The organism is Streptomyces sp. NPDC058045 (assembly GCF_042885635.1).
Classification (GTDB): Bacteria; Actinomycetota; Actinomycetes; order Streptomycetales; family Streptomycetaceae; genus Streptomyces.
The window spans coordinates 94,870-114,702 of record NZ_JBHVRR010000015.1 but is presented as its reverse complement, the minus strand read 5'-3'; the positions used below and the strand labels follow the sequence as shown (position 1 = coordinate 114,702).

General features: G+C 72.2%; 16 protein-coding genes. 10 read left to right on the top strand and 6 right to left on the bottom strand.

Annotated elements, in window-relative coordinates; all coding sequences use genetic code 11:
• Window positions 1-17 precede the first annotated feature (17 nt).
• Window positions 18-944 carry a Ppx/GppA family phosphatase gene (locus ACFVST_RS12585; protein ID WP_390149663.1) on the bottom strand — a complete coding sequence of 309 codons (927 nt, stop codon included), beginning with the start codon at window positions 942-944 and terminating at the stop codon, window positions 18-20.
• Window positions 945-1,015: 71 nt separating this feature from the next.
• Here ACFVST_RS12585 and ACFVST_RS12580 point away from each other — a divergent pair, with 71 nt between their 5' ends.
• Complete coding sequence (locus ACFVST_RS12580) at window positions 1,016-1,906, top strand: hypothetical protein (protein WP_390149661.1); 891 nt, start codon at window positions 1,016-1,018, stop codon at window positions 1,904-1,906.
• A 98-nt stretch (window positions 1,907-2,004) separates the two neighbouring features.
• Here the strand turns inward: ACFVST_RS12580 and ACFVST_RS12575 are convergent, their stop codons facing one another.
• Window positions 2,005-3,933: a hypothetical protein gene (locus ACFVST_RS12575; protein WP_390149659.1), complete on the bottom strand. Its 1,929-nt coding sequence runs from the start codon at window positions 3,931-3,933 to the stop codon at window positions 2,005-2,007.
• 289 nt (window positions 3,934-4,222) lie between these two features.
• Here ACFVST_RS12575 and radA point away from each other — a divergent pair, with 289 nt between their 5' ends.
• Window positions 4,223-5,632 carry a DNA repair protein RadA gene (radA, locus tag ACFVST_RS12570; protein ID WP_390149657.1) on the top strand — a complete coding sequence of 470 codons (1,410 nt, stop codon included), beginning with the start codon at window positions 4,223-4,225 and terminating at the stop codon, window positions 5,630-5,632.
• A gap of 70 nt (window positions 5,633-5,702) precedes the next feature.
• Window positions 5,703-6,824: a DNA integrity scanning diadenylate cyclase DisA gene (gene disA / locus ACFVST_RS12565; RefSeq protein WP_390149655.1), complete on the top strand. Its 1,122-nt coding sequence runs from the start codon at window positions 5,703-5,705 to the stop codon at window positions 6,822-6,824.
• Between the two features lie 31 nt (window positions 6,825-6,855).
• Here the strand turns inward: disA and ACFVST_RS12560 are convergent, their stop codons facing one another.
• Window positions 6,856-7,707, bottom strand: coding sequence for a hypothetical protein (locus ACFVST_RS12560; RefSeq protein WP_390149653.1), 852 nt, complete (start codon window positions 7,705-7,707; stop codon window positions 6,856-6,858).
• A 197-nt stretch (window positions 7,708-7,904) separates the two neighbouring features.
• On the opposite strand from ACFVST_RS12560, the gene ACFVST_RS12555 reads away from it, so the two are divergent.
• The 6 genes from ACFVST_RS12555 (at window position 7,905) to cseC (ending at window position 13,285) form a co-directional block, all read left to right on the top strand.
• Window positions 7,905-8,618 (top strand): phosphatase PAP2 family protein, encoded by a 714-nt coding sequence (locus tag ACFVST_RS12555; protein ID WP_390149651.1) that lies wholly within the window; start codon window positions 7,905-7,907, stop codon window positions 8,616-8,618.
• A 118-nt stretch (window positions 8,619-8,736) separates the two neighbouring features.
• Window positions 8,737-9,714 (top strand): A/G-specific adenine glycosylase, encoded by a 978-nt coding sequence (locus tag ACFVST_RS12550; RefSeq protein WP_390149650.1) that lies wholly within the window; start codon window positions 8,737-8,739, stop codon window positions 9,712-9,714.
• Window positions 9,715-9,876: 162 nt separating this feature from the next.
• A complete protein-coding gene (locus ACFVST_RS12545) occupies window positions 9,877-10,425 on the top strand; it encodes a SigE family RNA polymerase sigma factor (RefSeq protein WP_390149648.1) in 549 nt (182 codons plus the stop codon).
• 41 nt (window positions 10,426-10,466) lie between these two features.
• On the top strand, window positions 10,467-11,072 hold the full coding sequence (locus tag ACFVST_RS12540; protein WP_390149646.1) for a hypothetical protein: 606 nt from the start codon (window positions 10,467-10,469) through the stop codon (window positions 11,070-11,072).
• Window positions 11,073-11,102: 30 nt separating this feature from the next.
• Window positions 11,103-11,810 (top strand): two-component system response regulator CseB, encoded by a 708-nt coding sequence (cseB, locus tag ACFVST_RS12535; protein ID WP_390149644.1) that lies wholly within the window; start codon window positions 11,103-11,105, stop codon window positions 11,808-11,810.
• 5 nt (window positions 11,811-11,815) lie between these two features.
• The gene (gene cseC / locus ACFVST_RS12530) at window positions 11,816-13,285 is read left to right on the top strand and encodes a two-component system sensor histidine kinase CseC (RefSeq protein WP_390149641.1); all 1,470 of its coding nucleotides are present in this window, start codon (window positions 11,816-11,818) and stop codon (window positions 13,283-13,285) included.
• Window positions 13,286-13,389: 104 nt separating this feature from the next.
• Here the strand turns inward: cseC and ACFVST_RS12525 are convergent, their stop codons facing one another.
• Window positions 13,390-14,988, bottom strand: a complete 1,599-nt coding sequence (locus ACFVST_RS12525; RefSeq protein WP_390149640.1) for an MDR family MFS transporter — start codon at window positions 14,986-14,988, stop codon at window positions 13,390-13,392.
• A 247-nt stretch (window positions 14,989-15,235) separates the two neighbouring features.
• Between ACFVST_RS12525 and ACFVST_RS12520 the strand changes: the two genes are divergently transcribed.
• Complete coding sequence (locus tag ACFVST_RS12520; RefSeq protein ID WP_390149638.1) at window positions 15,236-15,820, top strand: TetR/AcrR family transcriptional regulator; 585 nt, start codon at window positions 15,236-15,238, stop codon at window positions 15,818-15,820.
• A gap of 57 nt (window positions 15,821-15,877) precedes the next feature.
• On the opposite strand, the gene ACFVST_RS12515 is transcribed toward ACFVST_RS12520, so the two are convergent.
• Both ACFVST_RS12515 and ACFVST_RS12510 read right to left on the bottom strand, forming a co-directional pair.
• On the bottom strand, window positions 15,878-16,519 hold the full coding sequence (locus ACFVST_RS12515) for a M23 family metallopeptidase (protein WP_390149636.1): 642 nt from the start codon (window positions 16,517-16,519) through the stop codon (window positions 15,878-15,880).
• Window positions 16,520-17,012: 493 nt separating this feature from the next.
• Window positions 17,013-19,538 (bottom strand): ATP-dependent Clp protease ATP-binding subunit, encoded by a 2,526-nt coding sequence (locus tag ACFVST_RS12510; RefSeq protein ID WP_390149634.1) that lies wholly within the window; start codon window positions 19,536-19,538, stop codon window positions 17,013-17,015.
• Window positions 19,539-19,833 lie beyond the last annotated feature (295 nt).

Here is a 19,833-nt window from a genome sequence, read left to right as displayed (position 1 = left end):
CCGCGGCCCCGGCCCGCTCAGCTCATGTGGTCCAGGCGGCGCAGGATGACGCCCTCCCGCAGGGCCCACGGGCAGATCTCCACGCTCTCCACCCCGAAGAGGTCCATCGCCCCCTCCGCGACCAGCGCCCCGGCGAGCAACTGGCCGGAGCGGCCCTCGGAGACACCGGGCAGCTCATTGCGCTCGTCCCGGGTCATCGCGGCCAGCCGCGGCACCCAGTCCTCCAGCGATTTCCGCTTCAACTCCCGCTGTACGTACAGGCCTTCGGCGGAGCGGGCGGCCCCGGCGAGGCGGGCCAACTGCTTGAACGTCTTCGAGGTGGCCACCACATGGTCGGGCGCCCCGAGGCGGCTGAACTCGCCGACGGTGCGCGCGATCTCGGCCCTGGCGTGGCGGCGCAGCGCCCGTACCGCGTCGCCGTCGGGGGGATCGCCGGGGAGCCAGGCGGCGGTGAGGCGGCCGGCGCCCAGCGGCAGCGACACCGCGGCGTCCGGTTCCTCGTCCAGGCCGTAGGCGATCTCCAGGGAGCCGCCGCCGATGTCCAGGACCAGGAGGCGGCCCGCGGACCAGCCGAACCAGCGGCGGGCGGCGAGGAAGGTCAGCCGGGCCTCGTCGGCGCCGCTGAGGACCTCCAGGTTCACCCCGGTCTCCTCCTTGACCCGGGTCAGCACCTCGTCCGCGTTGCGCGCCTCGCGGACCGCGGAGGTGGCGAACGGCAGCAGATCCTCGACGCCCTTGTCCTCGGCGGCCTGGAGCGCGTCCCGCACTGTGGACACCAGGCTGGCGACGCCGTCGGGGCCGATCGCGCCGTCCGCGTCGAGGAGTTGGGCCAGCCGCAGCTCCGCCTTGTGCGAGTGCGCGGGCAGCGGCCGCGCCCCGGGGTGGGCGTCCACCACGAGCAGATGCACCGTGTTCGATCCCACGTCGAGCACACCGAGTCTCATATACGGAACGCTACTGCCGATCCGGGCCGGGGCCGTCCGCGTGAGGGGTTCGTCACGCATACCCTGGGGGTGTGCCAAAGACGAAAAAGGCGAAGGACGACAAAACCACCGCTCCCGCGCAGGGCAAGCAGGGGAAGCCGGGAAAGCCGGGAAAGCCGGGAAAGCAGCAGGCGGACGGCAAGCGGGCGGCGCAGCGGACCGCCCCGGTCGGGGACGAGCAGGGTCTGGACTTCGCCCGCGCCTGGGTCGAGTTCCCGGACCCGGCCGACGTGGAGCAGGTCTTCCGCTGCGATCTGACATGGCTGACCTCCCGGTGGAACTGCGTGTTCGGCAGCGGCTGCCAGGGCATCCAGGCGGGCCGCGCCGACGACGGCTGCTGCACCCTGGGCGCGCACTTCTCGGACGAGGAGGACGAGGAGCGGGTGGCGGGCCATGTGGCGCGGCTGACCCCGGACATCTGGCAGCACCATCCGGTGGGCACCGGCACCGGCTGGGTGGAGGAGGACGAGGACGGCGAGCGGCAGACCCGGCGCTGGCAGGGCTCCTGCATCTTCCAGAACCGCCCCGGCTTCGCGGGCGGCGCGGGCTGCTCGCTGCACATCCTGGCGCTGCGCGAGGGCCGCGAACCGCTGGAGACCAAGCCGGACGTCTGCTGGCAGCTCCCGGTACGCCGCACCTACGACTGGGTCGACCGGCCCGACGACACCCGCGTCCTGCGGGTCTCCATCGGCGAGTACGACCGCAGGGGCTGGGGGCCGGGCGGGCACGACCTCCACTGGTGGTGCACCTCGGCCCGCTCCGCCCACGGCGCGGGCGAGCCGGTGTACGTCTCCTACCGCGCGGAGCTGACCGAGCTGATGGGCAAGGAGGGCTACGACCGGCTGGCCGAGCTGTGCGAGCAGCGCCTCGCGGCGGGCCTCCCCCTGGTCGCCCCGCACCCCGCGGACCCGGCCCGCGCCTGATCCCGGCCCCCGCCCACCGGAGGCCAACGGCCTTGCGGCGTACGGGACTTGGAACCTGGCCCGGCGCCCGGCCGGTGCGCTGCCGATGGCGGAACCTTTCAGCTCGGGCCCGGGGCCGGGGTGCCGGTGCCGCCCCCGGGTGGCGGGTCGGAGTCCCCCGGGCCGGGCGTGGAGCCGGTCGGCGTGGGAGTCGGCTCCGGACTGCCCGGCCCGGTGGGAGTGGGGGTGGGCGAGGTGGACCCACTGGGCGTCGGCTCCGGCGACCCGGGTGGACTCGGCGTACCGGGCGTACCCGGCACCGTCCGCGACGGCGTCGGACGCGGGTACCCGGACGGCCGCCCCCGCCCGTGCCCGTCGACGCGGACCACCGCGCCGGACGGCTCCAGCGTGATCCGCGCACTCCACGGCCCGGCGGGCTGCCGGCCGCGGTCCACATACACATGCACGGTCTGCGTACCGCCCGCCCTGAGCGTGCCGGAGGTACTGCTGAGGTAGAGCCAGGGGGCGCCGGTGCGGGCCCGCCAGCGCACCGGGCCGCCGGCGGCGCTGAGCGTGATGACGGTGGCGCCGCCCGCCGGGCGCGCGGTCACCGTGAGCCGGCCCTGCCCGTCCGGCGCGTGCGAGGCGCCGCCGGGGCTGATCACCTCCACCGACACATCGTGCCGCCGGTCGCCGGGGCTGAAGCGCGGGTCCGGGGTGCGGCTGGCGTTGCCCGCGTTCTCGTACCGGTCGCCGTCCCGCCCGGAGTCCAGCGAGCGGTTGCCGTCGGATCTGCTGGCGGTGACGGACCGGCCGTCGGTGCCCTCGCCGATGATCGGGGCACCCCGGTAGGCGGCCCACAGCGCCAGTACGGGGGCGGCGACCACGGTGGCGACGACGGTGGTGGTGACGGCGCGGGCCCGGATCCGGTCGCGGCGCGCGGCGTGGTCCCGGGGGTCCATGGGGAACCCGCGCCGGTCGTAGCGCGGCCCGCCCCGGCCGCGCGCCCCCCGCCCCGCCGCCGGGCCGAGCGCGGCGCGGGGCGCGGGCAGCAGGGGCAGCGCCGAGGGCGTCAGGCTGGTCCCGGGCCAGGCACCGGCGGCACAGCGCTCCGCGGTACGGCGGCAGCGGGGGCAGTCGTCGACATGACGTACGAGTTCGCGGCGGAGGGTGGCGCCGAGCAGGAGCTGGTGGTCGCCGGTGAGCCGGGCCACGATGGGGCAGCCGCCGGACTCGACCACCGCGAGCGCCGCCCGGGTGCGCTCCACCTCGCAGGCCGCGGACGCGATCAGATCACGGGCGGCGGCCACCTCGATCCCGACCACCGCGGCCACCTCGCGGGCGGCGAGACGGTGGCGTACCGCCAGCTCCAGGGCCTCGCGCTGCTCGGGGGTGGTGCCGGCGGCCTCCGGCCAGGCCAGCAGCGCCAGTTGACGCCGCTGCTCCCGCTCCAGAGCCTCCCGCTCCGCCGGTCCCTCGCGGTCTGCCTGCTCCTGCTGTTCGTTCTGTTCCGCGGCTTCGCGGTCCGGCCGGGGGGCGGTGGCGGCGGGGCGGGTGGCCCAGTCGGGGCGGTGGGGCTCGGCGGGGGTGCGGTGGCGGTCCGCGGTGGCCGTACCGTATGTGTGCCCCGGCGCAGCCGTGTGCCCCCTCGCGCGCCGGTCTGCGCCTGTGTGCGCCCCTGTTGCGCGGCCCCCGTCACGGTGGCGGGACTCTGCGTGCCGGGCGCCGGAGAGCTGCCGCAGGCAGGACCAGCGGGCCAGGGCGTAGAGCCAGGCGCGGCGGTCCCCGTCCTGCGGGCCGCGCGACCCGCGCCGCTCGGCGAAGGCGAGGGCGTCCCGGAGGGCGGCGGTGGCGGCCTCGTGGTCGCAGAGGACGGAGAGGCAGTAGGTGAAGAGCCCGTCCCACTGCGCCTCGTCACGGGGCGGCCCCGGCTCCGGGGCGGGCCCCTCGGCGGCCTCGGATCGGGGCGCGCCCCGATCCGCCCGGTCTACCCGGTGCGCCCGGTGTGCGCCGGTGGTGTGCACGGTGGATTCCGGCCTGCTGCTCATCACCCGTGCGACCGTAGGCGGGGCACCAAGGGTCCATCCCGCCCCTTGCACACATTTAATTCTTACGGGTGAACACATCGCTCGAAAGCGGACGAAGCAGCGCCCGCACGGGACCGAGGATGCGGCCGGTACACGGCTCCCCGCCGTGTGCACGGGCGTGCACCGGCCCCACTCCCCCGGGTCCTCACCCGCCCAAGTCCCGCCGCGCGCACCGGAGTTGCCGGGTGCCGTGCCCGCGGCGCCGGTGGCGTGGGCGGCGCTGTCAGTGGCGCCCGCTACGGTTTCCCGCATGGCGACCCGTACCAAGACCGGCAAGGACCGGCCCTCGTTCCGCTGCACCGAGTGCGGCTGGCAGACGGCCAAATGGCTCGGCCGCTGCCCTGAATGCCAGGCCTGGGGCACGGTCGAGGAGTACGGCGCGCCCGCGGTCCGCACCACCGCGCCCGGCCGGGTCACCACCACCGCCGTCCCCATCGGCCAGGTCGACGGCCGCCAGGCCACCGCCCGCAGCACCGGCGTCCCCGAGCTGGACCGGGTCCTCGGCGGCGGCCTGGTGCCCGGCGCCGTGGTGCTGCTGGCGGGCGAGCCCGGCGTCGGCAAGTCCACCCTGCTGCTGGACGTCGCCGCCAAGGCCGCCCACGAGGAGCACCGCACCCTCTATGTCACGGGCGAGGAGTCGGCGAGCCAGGTCCGGCTCCGGGCCGACCGCATCAAGGCCATCCACGACCACCTGTATCTCGCCGCCGAGACGGATCTGGCCGCCGTCCTCGGCCACCTCGACGCGGTCAAGCCGTCCCTGCTGATCCTGGACTCGGTGCAGACGGTGGCCTCCCCGGAGATCGACGGCGCCCCCGGCGGCATGGCCCAGGTCCGGGAGGTGGCGGGGGCGCTGATCCGCGCCTCCAAGGAACGCGGGATGGCCACCCTGCTCGTCGGCCATGTCACCAAGGACGGCGCCATCGCCGGCCCCCGCCTGCTGGAGCATCTCGTCGATGTGGTGCTCCACTTCGAGGGCGACCGCCATGCCCGCCTCCGCCTGGTCCGCGGCGTGAAGAACCGCTACGGCACCACCGACGAGGTCGGCTGCTTCGAGCTGCACGACGAGGGCATCACCGGTCTCGCCGACCCGTCCGGGCTGTTTCTGACCAGGCGCGCCGAGCCGGTCCCCGGCACCTGTCTCACCGTCACCCTGGAGGGCCGCCGCCCCCTGGTCGCCGAGGTGCAGGCACTGACGGTGGACTCCCAGATCCCGTCCCCGCGGCGCACCACCTCGGGCCTTGAGACGTCCCGGGTGTCGATGATGCTGGCCGTGCTGGAGCAGCGGGGCCGGATCACCGCCCTCGGCAAGCGCGACATCTACTCGGCCACCGTCGGCGGGGTGAAGCTCTCCGAGCCGGCCGCCGACCTGGCGGTGGCGCTGGCCCTGGCGAGCGCGGCCAGCGACACCCCGCTGCCGAAGAACCTGGTGGCGATCGGCGAGGTGGGCCTCGCCGGCGAGGTGCGGCGGGTCACCGGTGTGCAGCGGCGGCTCACCGAGGCGCACCGGCTGGGCTTCACCCACGCCCTCGTCCCGGCGGATCCGGGGAAGGTCCCGGCGGGTATGAAGGTGACGGAGGTGGCCGACATGGGAGACGCTCTGCGGGTGCTGCCACGCAGCCGCCGCCGAGAGGCCCCGCGGGAGACGGAGCAGCGCCGGTAGACTTTGCCCCGGTCTCGCCCACGCGTGCGAACGGCGGGGCGCCCCCACAGAACCCGACCGGAGGAATGCAGTGGCAGCCAACGACCGGGCGGCAGCACCCGGCAAGACCGGGGGTTCGAGTGCCGACGTGCTGATGCGCGCCTCGCTGAGTGCCGTCGCCCCCGGCACGGCCCTGCGGGACGGCCTGGAGCGGATCCTCCGGGGCAATACGGGCGGTCTCATCGTCCTGGGCTCCGACCGGACCGTCGAGGCGATGTGCACCGGCGGCTTCGTACTGGACGTGGAGTTCACCGCGACGCGGCTGCGGGAGCTGTGCAAACTCGACGGCGGCATCGTGCTGGACCGGGAGATGACGAAGATCCTGCGGGCCGGTGTGCAGTTGGTGCCCGATCCGATGATCCCCACCGAGGAGACCGGCACCCGGCACCGCACCGCGGACCGGGTCAGCAAGCAGGTCGGCTTCCCGGTGGTCTCGGTGTCCCAGTCGATGCGCCTGATCGCGCTCTATGTCGACGGCCAGCGGCGGGTCCTGGAGGACTCGGCGGCCATCCTGTCCCGGGCCAACCAGGCCCTCGCCACCCTGGAGCGGTACAAGCTCCGCCTCGACGAGGTCGCCGGCACCCTCTCCGCGCTGGAGATCGAGGACCTGGTGACGGTGCGCGATGTGACGGCGGTGGCGCAGCGCCTGGAGATGGTGCGCCGTATCGCCACCGAAATCGCCGAGTACGTCGTGGAGTTGGGCACCGACGGGCGGCTACTGGCCCTCCAGCTCGATGAGTTGATCGCCGGGGTGGAGCCGGAGCGTGAGCTGGTGGTGCGGGACTATGTGCCGGCGCCCACCGCGAAGCGTTCCCGCACCGTCGAGGAGGCGCTGACCGAGCTGGACAAGCTGTCCCACGGCGAGCTGCTCGAACTGCCCACGGTGGCAAGGGCGTTGGGGTACACGGGCTCTCCGGAGGCGCTGGACGCGGCGGTCTCGCCGCGGGGCTTCAGGCTGCTGGCGAAGGTGCCGCGGCTGCCCGGCGCGATCATCGACCGGCTGGTGGAGCACTTCGGCGGCCTGCAGAAGCTGCTCGCCGCGAGCGTGGACGACCTGCAGACGGTGGACGGCGTCGGCGAGGCCCGCGCCCGCAGCGTCCGCGAGGGCCTCTCCCGCCTGGCCGAGTCCTCGATCCTGGAACGCTACGTCTGACCTCTACGCGGCCCGCGGGCGCGGGCCGGTCTCAGTCCGCCGCGAGGACGAAGGACGTCCGCACCTTCGGGAAGCCGGGCGCCTTGGCCTCCACCAGATAGGTGCCGGTGGGGGCGGGGCCGCCGGACGGGGTGGCGCACTCGGCGGCGCCGGGGCGGCGGTCCCAGGTCACGGTCTGCTTCACCCGGCCGTCGGCGGGCACCCGCAGCAGCCGGCTGCCGCCGCCGCGCACACAGTCGTCGGACGCCCAGAGGCTCTGGTCGTCCCCGGTCGGCGTGATGGTGAGCACGGTGCGGACCGGCCCGAGGTCGATCTTGCAGGCGCTGCCCGAGGAGTTGCTCACGGTGATCTCGAACTGGGGCTTTCTGCCCGGCTGGTAGGAGTTGCGCACACTGTGGACGGTCAACTTCACGCTGCCGGTGGTGCAGTCGGGCAGGCTGGACCCGGCCGGCACCCGGTCACCCGAACCGCCTCCGTAGACCGCCCCACCCGAACCACCGCCCGTACCGGAACCGGCACCGCCACCGGATCCACCGCCGGAACCGCCGTCCGAACCGCCGCCGGCCTCCTCGCCTCCGGAGCCTTTCGAGTCTCCCGATCCGCCCGAACTGCCGCTGCCGCCCGACCCGTTGCCCCCGTCGGACTCGTCACGGCCGCCCGGCTGCTCGCTGATCGCGGGGCCCGAACCGGACGGTCCGGGGGTGATGGACGGCGCGGGGCCCTTGCCGTCGGCGCCGCCCGCGTTCTTCCCGCCGCCACCGCCGACCGTCACCAGCCAGGTGACGAGGAGCGCCAGCACTGCGAGCAGGGACAGCAGAACGGCCCTCCGTCGCCAGTAGATGGAGGAGGGAAGCGGCCCGACCGGATTGCGCAGAGATCCCACGGCCCGAACTCTACGAGAGATCGGCGCGTTCTCCCGCCTACCCGCCGGTGCGGGTAGGCAACTTTTGCCGATCATCATCCCGCAGAAGCGATTCCGCGGGCGTTCTCCCTTACCGGCCAAGGGTGTTGACCCGCACCCGCATCCCGGAGACAGGGGGCGGGGCAGAGCACCCCGCCCCCATCCGGGACCATGTACGGATGGACTCCGACCTCTATCTCGACATCACGGACTTCGCGCACTCCACCCCGACTTGGGTGCAGCAGCTCGGCGAAGTGTGGACGGAAGCCGGACTGCTGCTGTTCGGCGTGCTGTTCGTGATCGGCTGGTGGCGGTCCCGGCGCGAGGACGCGGCGGCCGTGGCCCTGGCCGTACTGGCGCCGGTGGCCACCGCGGTCGCCCTGGTACTGAGCGAGGCGGTCAAGTCCGCGGTGCAGGAGGAGCGGCCCTGCCGTGCGGTGGCCGGGGCGCCCGCCTCCCTGGTCGAGTGCCCGCCGCACGGCGACTGGTCGTTCCCCAGCAACCACTCGGTGATCGCCGGGGGTGCGGCGGTGGCGCTGCTGCTGGCCTGGCGCGGCATCGGCGTGCTCACCCTGCCGATGGCGGTGCTGATGGCGTTCTCCCGGGTCTTCGTGGGCGTGCACTACCCGCACGATGTGCTGGCCGGGCTGGTCTTCGGCGCACTGCTGGCGATGCTGGCGATGCGGGTGCTGCGCGGCCCGGTGGAGAAGCTGGTACTGGCGATGCGCGGCTCCGGGTCCGGCGCGGTGCGCTGGTGCGTGGGCGCCGGGACCCCGGCACTGCCCGGCCAGCCGGCACCCGGCTCCGTCGGTTACGGCGCCCCCGACCACCGCCCCGAGGACCGGCCGAGCCACCGCCGCACCGGCAACCGCCGCCGCGCGGGCCGCCGTTGAGGCTGGGCGGATCGGGCCGGGCGGTCGTCAACCGGGCGCCGCCCCCTGTCCGGTACCCGTTTGCCCCGGCCGGGGCACGCCCCGGGGCGCGGGGTGCACATGGCAGGATCGGGAAGCCATGAACGCACAGCACACACAGCATGTACAGCAACCACAGCACGTACAGCCCGCACCCGGGCAGTCCGGGGCCGCCCTGCCCACCGTTCCGGAGCCCGCCGCCTCGCCCGAGGCCTTCCATGAACCGGTCATCGACTGGTTCGCCCAGCACGCCCGCGATCTGCCGTGGCGCCGCTCCGAGGCCGGTGCCTGGGGCGTGATGGTGAGCGAGTTCATGCTCCAGCAGACCCCGGTGAACCGGGTCCTCCCGGTGTACGAGCAGTGGCTCGCGCGCTGGCCGCGCCCCGCCGACCTGGCCGCGGAGGCGCCCGGTGAGGCGGTCCGCGCCTGGGGGCGGCTCGGCTATCCGCGGCGCGCGCTGCGGCTGCACGGGGCCGCCGTCGCCATAACGGAACGGCACGGCGGCGATGTACCGGCGGAGCACGGGCAACTGCTGGCGCTGCCGGGGATCGGCGAGTACACGGCGGCGGCGGTGGCCTCCTTCGCGTACGGGCAGCGTCATGCGGTGCTGGACACCAATGTGCGGCGGGTGCTGGCGCGGGCGGTGACCGGTGTGCAGTACCCGCCGAACGCGACCACCGCGGCCGAGCGCCGTCTCGCCCGCGCGCTGCTGCCGCAGGACGAGTCGACGGCCGCGGCCTGGGCGGCCGCCTCCATGGAATTGGGCGCGCTGATCTGCACGGCGAAGAACGAGAGCTGTGTGCGCTGCCCGATCGCCTCCCGCTGTGCCTGGCGGCAGGCCGGCAAGCCCGAGCACGCCGGCCCCCCGCGGCGCGGCCAGACCTATGCGGGCACCGACCGCCAGGTGCGGGGCAAGCTGCTCGCCGTACTGCGCGAGGTGGACGGGCCGGTGCCGCAGGCGGTGCTGGACCGGGTGTGGCACGAGCCGGTGCAGCGGGCGCGGGCGCTGGACGGGCTGGTCGCGGACGGGCTGGTGGAGCCGCTGCCGGGCGGGGCGTACCGGCTGCCGCTGACCTGAGACCGCCGCGTTCTTAGGCGGCCCCTACTTCCGTTACACAACCGACGGACAGCCGTGCGTCCGCCGCAGGCCGGACCGCACAGTGCCGTGACAACAGCTCCGTAACTTCTTGGCCGTACCCCACCGAGGGTGACGGCAGGCAGAGAACGGAGGCGGTTGATCATGGCGCACGGCGAGGTGCTTGAGTTCGAGGAGTACGTCCGCACTCGGCAGGATGCGCTGCTGCGCAGTGCCCGCCGGCTGGTCCCGGACCCGGTCGACGCGCAGGACCTGCTCCAGACCGCGCTGGCCCGCACCTACGGCCGCTGGGACGGCATCGCCGACAAGCGCCTCGCGGACGCCTATCTGCGCCGCGTCATGATCAACACCAGGACCGAGTGGTGGCGGGCCCGCCGGCTGGAGGAGGTCCCCACCGAGCAGCTCCCCGAGCCCCGGATCGAGGACTCCACCGAGCAGCACGCGGACCGGGCCCTGCTGATGGATGTCCTGAAGGTGCTGGCTCCCAAGCAGCGCAGTGTCGTGGTGCTGCGACACTGGGAGCAGATGTCCACGGAGGAGACGGCCGCCGCCCTCGGTATGTCGGCCGGAACGGTCAAGAGCACGCTGCACCGCGCGCTCGCCCGGCTCCGCCAGGAACTGGAGAGCCGCGCGGCCGACGAGTCCACCGCGCACCGGCAGGTACGTGAGGAGCAGGAGAGTTGCGCGGCCTAAGGGAACGAGGCGGGCGGGTTCTGAAGGCGGGGGGTTCGGCGGTGGCCGTGCTCGCCGCCATCGGCCTGTTTCTGGCCGCCTGTTCCACCGGCAGCACCGGCACCCGCGACGAGGGCCCGGCCCGTACCGACCAGGTCGGGCGGTCCTCCCCGGCGCCGGTCGCCTCGCAGTCCCCGCGGCGGCGGGTGGACCCGGTGCGGCTGGTCAAGTCCGATCCGAAGGTCTCCCCGCAGGTCAAGCGGAGCCTGAAGCCCTGCGGCCAGGGCAAGGAGTACCCGGTCGACGTCTCCTACGGCAACATCACCGCGGGTCCCCGCCCCGACATCGTGGTGAACGTGATGACCTGCGGCGACGCCGTCGGTATCGGCGCCTATGTCTACCGGCTGGCGGGCGGGCAGTACCGGAACGTCTTCACCGCGGAGGCCCCCCCGGTGTACGCGGAGATCGACCGCGGGGACCTGGTGGTGACGAAGCAGGTCTACGAGAAGGGCGACCCGGCGTCCTACCCCTCGGGCGAGGACGTGATCACCTACCGGTGGGCCGCCGGCCACTTCGCCGAGCGGGACCGGACGCACAACGACTACAGCAACGCGGTGGGCGACGGGCAGTTGGCCGTCCCCTCGGACCCCTCACCCGACGACACCTGACCCGACGACACACGGAGCAGCGGATTTCCGATGGCTGAGCAGACTCATGTCCTGTTCGTCGAGGACGACGACGTCATCCGGGAGGCGACCCAGTTGGCACTGGAGCGGGTCGGCTTCGCGGTCACCGCCATTCCCGACGGGCTGGCCGGCCTTGAGGCGTTCCGCGCCGACCAGCCCGACATCGCGCTGCTCGACGTGATGGTGCCCGGTATGGACGGCGTGAGCCTGTGCCGCCGCATCCGGGACGAGTCCACGGTGCCGGTGATCATGCTGTCGGCGCGGGCCGACTCGATCGACGTGGTGCTCGGCCTGGAGGCCGGCGCCGACGACTACGTCACGAAACCGTTCGACGGTGCGGTGCTGGTGGCACGGATCCGGGCGGTACTGCGCCGCTTCGGCCACGCCGGATCCGGCGGCGACGGCACCGGGACCGGGGAGGACGAACCGGTCGCCGCCGTACTGAACTTCGGTGATCTGCGGATCGACACCGAGGGCATGGAGGTACGGAGGGCCGGCGCCCCGGTGGCGCTGACCCCGACCGAGATGCGGCTGCTGCTGGAGTTCTCCACCGCACCCGGCACCGTCCTCTCCCGCGACAAACTGCTGGAACGGGTGTGGGACTACGGCTGGGGCGGCGACACCAGAGTCGTGGACGTCCATGTGCAGCGGCTGCGCACCAAGATCGGCCAGGACCGGATCGAGACGGTCCGCGGCTTCGGCTACAAGTTGAAGGCCTGAGCGCCATGGGGCCGTCGAGGCAGCAGACACAGAACACCGGGAACACGCGCCGCGTCCCGGCGCCGCAGCGTGCGCCGGGCGCCGGGCCCGGCCGGGAGAAGCGCGGCGCCACCGCGGTGGGCGGGCCCGCGGGATGGCTTCGCGCACTGCGCCGGGCCGGCCGGCGCCGGCTGCGCACTGGGCTGCGCTGGAAGCTGAGCGCGGCCATCACCCTGGTCGGCGCGCTGGTCGCGCTGACCCTCAGCCTGGTCGTGCACAACGCGGCCCGCGGCTCCATGCTGGACGGCTCCCGCGATGTGCAGGACGTCCGCATCCAGTACGCCCAGCGGATCTACGAGGCGACCGGGCGGCTCCAGTTCGGCAGCAAGGTCGACGACCGGGGCCTGCCCGCCGGACTCCGGGAGAAGGCGCAGGACGGGCGGCGCTCCACCTATGTCTCGCAGAGCGCCAGCGGAACGGCGGACATCTGGGCCGCGGTCCCCCTCAAGGACGGGCATGTGCTCTCGCTGCACACACCGTTCACCGACCGCAACGCCCGGGTGCTGAAGGACCTGGACCAGGCGCTGGTCATCGGCTCGATCGCGGTGGTCTTCGGCGGCTGCGCGCTCGGGGTGCTCATCGGCGGCCAGTTGTCGCGGCGGCTGCGGAAGGCGGCCGCCGCCGCGGGCCGCGTCGCCCAGGGCGAGACCGATGTACGGGTGCGCGAGTCGATCGGCGGGGTGGTCCGCGACGAGACGGACGACCTGGCGCGCGCGGTGGACGCCATGGCGGACGCCCTGCAGGAACGGGTACTGGCCGAGCGGCGGGTCACCGCGGACATCGCGCACGAGCTGCGCACCCCGGTCACCGGTCTGGTCACCGCGGCCGAGCTGCTGCCCGAGGGCCGCCCCAGCGAACTGGTCAAGGACCGGGCGCAGGCCATGCGGACCCTGGTCGAGGACGTACTGGAAGTGGCCCGGCTGGACAGTGCCGCGGAACGGGCCGAGCTGCACGACATCCTGGTCGGCGAGTTCGTCTCCCGCCGGGTGGCCGCCGTCCACCACCACGAGGTGTCGGTACGGGTGGAGCACGAGGCGGAGGTGACCACCGATCCACGGCGGCTGGACCGCATCGTGTCCAACCTCCTCGCCAACGCCGCCAAGCACGGGCGGCCGCCGGTGGAGGTCACCGTCGAGGGCCGGGTGATCCGGATCCGCGACCACGGCACCGGCTTCCCCGCGGATCTGCTGGCCCGCGGGCCGCGCCGGTTCCGCACCGGCAGCGCGGACCGGGCGGGCCACGGACACGGCCTCGGCCTCACCATCGCCGCCGGCCAGGCCCGCGTCCTCGGCGCCCGCCTCACCTTCCGCAACGTCCGCCCACCAGGCGCCCCGGAGGACACCCCCGCCCAGGGCGCGGTAGCCATCCTCTGGCTCCCCGAACACGCCCCCACCAGCACCGGCAGCTACCCGATGCTGCACCCGCCCCAGGACTGACCGGGGCGGGTGATCGGGGAGACGGGGCGCACCGCTCCGGGGGCCGACGTGGACCGACGTGGACCGGGCGAGGGGGACCGGGCCACGGCAGAGCAGGGGAACCGTCAGACGGACTCCGCGACCGTCTGACCGCCCCGCGCCGCGTCCCCGTCCGCCGACTCGGCCGGCTTCTTGGGGTCGGCGCCCCGCAGCGGGGTCTCCTGGACGAAGAGGGCCATGACCAGGACGACGACCCCGATGACCGCGCCCAGCAGGAACGCGGAGTGGGTACCGGCGCTGACGGCGTACTGGTAGGCCTCGCGGGCGGCGGCGGGCAGCTTGGCCAGGCTGGCCGCGTCGAGTTGCGCCGACTTCGCGGTGATCTGCCCGCCGAGCACCCCGGCCTTCTCGGCCATCACGTCCTGCACCCGGTGGTTGAAGAGCGCGCCCATGACGGCGACGCCGAAGGACGAGCCGAGGGTGCGGAAGAGGGTGGTCGCCGAGGAGGCGACGCCCATGTCACGCATCTCCACGCTGTTCTGCGCCACCATCATGGTGATCTGCATCAGGAAGCCCATGCCCGCGCCCAGCACCGCCATGAAGAGGCCGGAGGTGAAGCGGGTGGTGCCGGTGTCCATGGTGGAGAGCAGATAGAGGCCGACGACCATCAGCACCCCGCCCAGGATCGGGAAGATCTTGTACCGGCCGGTGCTGGTGGTGATCCGGCCGGCGACCAGCGACACCACCATCATCGCCAGCAGCATCGGAAGCAGCAGCAGCCCGGAGTTGGTCGCCGAGGCGCCCTGCACCGACTGCTGGTAGAGCGGCAGGAAGAGCACCGCGCCGAACATCACAAAGCCGGTGACGAAGCCGATCACGGACATCAGCGTGAAGTTGCGGCTGCGGAATATGTGCAGCGGCACGATCGGTTCCGCGGCCCGCGTCTGGACGAAGACGAAGCCGATGAGCGCGGCGACCCCGATGCCGATCAGCTCCATGATGACGGCCGAGCCCCAGTCGTACTCGGTGCCGCCCCAGGTGGTGACCAGGACGATGGCGGTGATGCCGACGGTGAGCAGCATGGCGCCGAGGTAGTCGATACGGCCCTGGGCGCGCTTCTTCGGCAGGTGCAGCACGGCGGTGACGGCGGCCAGTGCGACGACGCCCAGCGGCAGGTTGATGTAGAAGGACCAGCGCCAGCCGAGGTGGTCGGTGATGGTGCCGCCGACGAGCGGCCCGCCGATCATGGCGAGGGCCATCACACCGGCGATCATGCCCTGGTACTTGCCGCGCTCCCGGGGCGGGATCAGATCGCCGATGATCGCCATCACGCCGACCATCAGACCGCCGGCACCGAGGCCCTGGATCGCGCGGAAGCCGATGAGCTGCCCCATGTCCTGCGCCATACCGCTGAGCGCGGAACCGATCAGGAAGATCACGATGGACGTCAGGAAGCTGCCCTTGCGGCCGTACATGTCGCCGATCTTGCCCCAGATCGGGGTGGAGGCGGCGGTGGCCAGGGTGTAGGCGGTGACCACCCAGGAGAGATGCTCCAGACCGCCCAGCTCGCCGACGATCGTCGGCATCGCGGTACCCACGATCATGTTGTCGAGCATCGCGAGCAGCATGGCGATCATCAGGGCGAGCAGCACGACACGCACACTGCGCTGCGGTTTGCCGCCCTCTGGTACGGCCTCGGCCGCCTGGTCGGGCTGGGTGGTCATCGAATCCCCCTGGGACGTGAAGGACGGCGGGGCTCCGCCGCAGAAGCACGGTACGAAGTACTGCGTGCAGTAGGACGCGGGGCACGACGGAAAAGTCGTACTGCGGCCGGGTGCGGGATGGTGCGCAGGGGACCTGAGCACCCCGGCAGGCTTACTTGCCGCCCGGCTAGTTGACTACACTGGTACAAAATAGAGGGCTAACTAGCCGGGCGTCAAGTAAGTTTTTCCATGAGGGCGAGGACTGGCCATGCAGAGCGGACGGCAGCAGCGGCGGGGCGACACCCGGCAGCGCATCCAGGACGTAGCCCTGGAGCTCTTCGCCGAGCAGGGCTACGAGAAGACCTCCCTGCGGGAGATCGCCGAGCACCTGGACGTCACCAAGGCCGCGCTCTACTACCACTTCAAGACCAAGGAGGACATTCTGATCAGCCTCTTCGAGGACCTGACCGGTCCGATAGACGAGCTGATCGAATGGGGCTCGCGGCAGCCGCGCACCCTGGACACCAAACGCGAACTGCTCCGCCGCTACAGCGCCGCCCTCGCCTCCGCGGAGGGCCTCTTCCGCTTCATGCAGGAAAACCAGGCGACGGTACGGGAGTTGAGCATCGGCGAGATGTTCAAGGAGCGGATGCTCAGCCTGATGGCGCTGATGCAGGAACCGGACACCCCCCTGGAGAACCAGGTGCGGTGCATGAGCGCGCTCTTCACCCTGCACGCCGGCAGCTTCGCCCTCAAGAGCTTCGAGGGCGATCCGGAGGAGAAGCGCGGAGCCGTCCTCACCGTCGCCATCGACCTGGTCTCCCAGGCGCACGGCGACGACACCCGCCGCTGAGCACCGACGGCCGGCCCGCGCGACGCGGACCGGCCGTACGTCACACCCGGGGTGCGATCAGATCTTCAGGTCGTGCGCACGCAGGAAGGTGACCGGGTTGACCGCGGAGCCGTAGTTCGGCGTGGTGCGGATCTCGAAGTGCAGGTGCGGGCCGCTGCTGTTGCCGGTGTTGCCGGAGAGCGCGATGTGCTCGCCGGTCTTCACCTGCTCGCCGATGCGCACATCGATCCGCGACAGGTGCGCGTACTGGGAGTACGTGCCGTTGCCGTGCTTGATGACGATGGCATTGCCGTAGGCGGGGCCGTCGCCGCCGCCGTTGGGGCCGGCCTTGACGACGGTGCCGCCGTGCGTGGCCATGACCGAGGTACCGACCGGCACCGCGAAGTCCTGGCCGGAGTGCTTGTGCGACCACATGCCGCCGTTCTGGGCGAACGAGGCGGACAGGGTGTAGTGGGAGACGGGCTTGACCCACGACGCCGCCTTCTTGGCGTCGGCCGCCTTCTTGGTGGCAGCGGCCTTGGCGGTCTGAGCCTTGGCCTGGACGGAAGCGACGGTCGTGGCGGGGGCGGCGCCGGTGTCGGCAGCGGCCGCGACCCCGGCCCCGAGCACGGCCGAGGCTCCGAGACCGGCGGCGACCACGGCCACCCGGGTGCGGACCAGGGACGTGGCGGAACGGCGGGTGGTGGCGCGCTTCGACATACGGGAGTACCTCCGGACATAAAGGGACTGGGCGTACAAGCTCGTACATCCCGGGCTGGCCCCACCTTGGTAACCCGGACCCCGAGCCGCGCTCAAACCCCCTCTCTACTAGCCCCGGCCGTATCGGAACGAGGACCGCGAGACCTCTTGCCCCAGCCCGTCTCGCACCTCAACACCGCGAGAATTAGTACCAAATCGGACATCTGTCCTCTGCTGTACCAAGGCCCGGGACCGGTGGCACCCCCGCGCCCGCCCGGCGCCCCGCCCCGAGTCCCCGTACGTCCCGAAGCCCGCAGGACGGAAGTCCCGGCCCGATCCGCACCGGATCCACTACGCCGCCTAGTACCCCTCGGAACGCCTGTGCCGCATGTCACCGGCACCCCCGCCGCGAACGCCCCTGATTGTGACCGCGGTTACGTACCGGGAGGCATGGAAAAGGGGCTGCCCCCGACCGGTGACCGGTCGAGGGCAGCCCTCGGGGCTCGCCCGGAGGCTAGGCCTCCTTGCTCAGATTCGGGCCGCTGCCGCCCGCCGCCTGCTCGATCGGCGGGGCGTCCGGAAGCGCCGTCTTCTCCTCGCCGCGGAAGGTGAAGGTCTTGGACTCGCCCTCGCCCTCCGTGTCGACCACCACGATGTGACCGGGGCGCAGCTCGCCGAAGAGGATCTTCTCCGAGAGGCTGTCCTCGACCTCGCGCTGGATGGTGCGGCGCAGCGGCCGGGCACCCAGCACCGGGTCGTAGCCCTTCTGGGAGAGCAGTTCCTTGGCGGACTGGGACAGCTCGATGCCCATGTCCCGGTCCTTGAGGCGCTCGTCGACCTTGCTGATCATCAGGTCGACGATGGCCAGGATGTCCTCCTGCGTGAGCTGCGGGAAGACCACCACATCGTCCACGCGGTTGAGGAACTCGGGACGGAAGTGCTGCTTCAGCTCGTCCGAGACCTTGTTCTTCATCCGCTCGTAGTTGGTCTTGGTGTCGCCCGCGGCGGCGAAGCCCAGGTTGAAGCCCTTGGAGATGTCCCGGGTGCCGAGGTTGGTCGTCATGATGATGACCGTGTTCTTGAAGTCCACGACCCGGCCCTGCGAGTCGGTCAGCCGACCGTCCTCCAGGATCTGCAGCAGCGAGTTGAAGATGTCCGGGTGGGCCTTCTCGACCTCGTCGAAGAGGACCACCGAGAACGGCTTGCGCCGCACCTTCTCCGTGAGCTGGCCGCCCTCCTCGTAGCCCACGTAACCGGGGGGCGAACCGAAGAGGCGGGAGACCGTGTGCTTCTCGCTGAACTCCGACATGTCGAGGGAGATCAGCGCGTCCTCGTCGCCGAAGAGGAACTCGGCGAGCGCCTTGGACAGCTCGGTCTTACCGACACCGGACGGGCCGGCGAAGATGAACGAACCACCGGGGCGCTTCGGGTCCTTGAGGCCGGCCCGGGTACGGCGGATCGCCTTGGAGAGCGCCTTGACGGCGTCCTTCTGTCCGATGACCCGCTTGTGCAGCTCGTCCTCCATGCGCAGCAGGCGGGAGGACTCCTCCTCGGTCAGCTTGAAGACCGGGATGCCGGTGGCGGTGGCGAGGACCTCGGCGATCAGATCGCCGTCGACCTCGGCCACGACGTCCATGTCGCCGGCCTTCCACTCCTTCTCCCGCTTGGCCTTGGCGGCGAGGAGCTGCTTCTCCTTGTCCCGCAGGGAGGCGGCCTTCTCGAAGTCCTGCGAGTCGATCGCGGACTCCTTGTCGCGGCGGACGCCGGCGATCTTCTCGTCGAACTCGCGCAGGTCCGGCGGCGCGGTCATCCGGCGGATGCGCATCCGGGAGCCCGCCTCGTCGATCAGGTCGATCGCCTTGTCCGGCAGGAAGCGGTCCGAGATGTACCGGTCGGCGAGCGTCGCCGCCTGCACCAGGGCCTCGTCGGTGATGGACACCCGGTGGTGCGCCTCGTACCGGTCGCGCAGGCCCTTGAGGATCTCGATGGTGTGCGGCAGCGAGGGCTCCGCGACCTGGATCGGCTGGAAGCGGCGCTCCAGGGCCGCGTCCTTCTCCAGGTGCTTGCGGTACTCGTCCAGCGTGGTGGCACCGATGGTCTGCAGCTCGCCGCGGGCCAGCATCGGCTTCAGGATGCTGGCGGCGTCGATGGCGCCCTCGGCGGCACCCGCACCGACCAGCGTGTGCAGCTCGTCGATGAACAGGATGATGTCGCCGCGGGTGCGGATCTCCTTGAGCACCTTCTTCAGGCGCTCCTCGAAGTCACCGCGGTAGCGGGAGCCGGCGACCAGCGCGCCCAGGTCCAGGGTGTAGAGGTGCTTGTCCTTGAGGGTCTCGGGCACCTCGCCCTTGACGATGGCCTGCGCCAGGCCCTCGACCACGGCGGTCTTGCCGACGCCGGGCTCGCCGATGAGCACCGGGTTGTTCTTGGTGCGGCGGGACAGCACCTGCATGACCCGCTCGATCTCCTTCTCGCGCCCGATGACCGGGTCGAGCTTGGATTCGCGCGCGGCCTGGGTGAGGTTCCGGCCGAACTGGTCCAGGACCAGGGACGTGGAAGGGGTGCCCTCCGCGGGGCCGCCGGCGGTGGCGGTCTCCTTGCCCTGGTAACCGGAGAGCAACTGGATGACCTGCTGCCGCACCCGGTTGAGGTCGGCGCCCAGCTTGACCAGGACCTGGGCGGCGACGCCCTCGCCCTCGCGGATCAGGCCGAGCAGGATGTGCTCCGTGCCGATGTAGTTGTGGCCGAGCTGAAGGGCCTCGCGGAGCGACAGCTCCAGGACCTTCTTGGCACGGGGGGTGAAGGGGATGTGGCCGGACGGGGCCTGCTGGCCCTGGCCGATGATCTCCTCCACCTGCTGGCGGACCGCCTCAAGCGAAATGCCGAGGCTCTCCAGGGCCTTTGCGGCGACACCCTCACCCTCGTGGATCAGGCCCAGGAGGATGTGCTCGGTGCCGATGTAGTTGTGGTTGAGCATCCGGGCTTCTTCCTGAGCCAGGACGACAACCCGCCGCGCGCGGTCGGTGAACCTCTCGAACATCGTTAATCGCTCCTCAGAGCGGTCAGGCAGTAAGGGGACGCTCCCCTCCCTGTCCTTCCGCAGCTTAGTCCCGCAAGCGGGGACCGCTCATTCCAACTGCCGACATCCGTCCGGTTCTCCCCCGCCGATACGAGGAAACGACCGGCCGAAACATCGGCAATTGCTCCAACCCGATGGTGCGAGACGATGTTCCCGCAGGCCAGCTACTGACCCGCACCATCTGTACGCCGATGGCGAACGCGAGACGGGCCTGCCGTGTGTGTCGACCCTCCCCACTAGGGATGTCTTACCCGCT

Coding starts and splice junctions, on each gene's coding strand:
- ACFVST_RS12555 (WP_390149651.1), top strand. CDS start 7,905: ATGGACTCCGACCTCTATCTCGACATCACGGACTTCGCGCACTCCACC.
- ACFVST_RS12575 (WP_390149659.1), bottom strand. CDS start 3,933: ATGAGCAGCAGGCCGGAATCCACCGTGCACACCACCGGCGCACACCGG.
- cseB (WP_390149644.1), top strand. CDS start 11,103: ATGGCTGAGCAGACTCATGTCCTGTTCGTCGAGGACGACGACGTCATC.
- radA (WP_390149657.1), top strand. CDS start 4,223: ATGGCGACCCGTACCAAGACCGGCAAGGACCGGCCCTCGTTCCGCTGC.
- ACFVST_RS12585 (WP_390149663.1), bottom strand. CDS start 944: ATGAGACTCGGTGTGCTCGACGTGGGATCGAACACGGTGCATCTGCTC.
- cseC (WP_390149641.1), top strand. CDS start 11,816: ATGGGGCCGTCGAGGCAGCAGACACAGAACACCGGGAACACGCGCCGC.
- ACFVST_RS12515 (WP_390149636.1), bottom strand. CDS start 16,519: ATGTCGAAGCGCGCCACCACCCGCCGTTCCGCCACGTCCCTGGTCCGC.
- ACFVST_RS12510 (WP_390149634.1), bottom strand. CDS start 19,538: ATGTTCGAGAGGTTCACCGACCGCGCGCGGCGGGTTGTCGTCCTGGCT.
- ACFVST_RS12545 (WP_390149648.1), top strand. CDS start 9,877: ATGGCGCACGGCGAGGTGCTTGAGTTCGAGGAGTACGTCCGCACTCGG.
- ACFVST_RS12550 (WP_390149650.1), top strand. CDS start 8,737: ATGAACGCACAGCACACACAGCATGTACAGCAACCACAGCACGTACAG.
- ACFVST_RS12520 (WP_390149638.1), top strand. CDS start 15,236: ATGCAGAGCGGACGGCAGCAGCGGCGGGGCGACACCCGGCAGCGCATC.
- ACFVST_RS12525 (WP_390149640.1), bottom strand. CDS start 14,988: ATGACCACCCAGCCCGACCAGGCGGCCGAGGCCGTACCAGAGGGCGGC.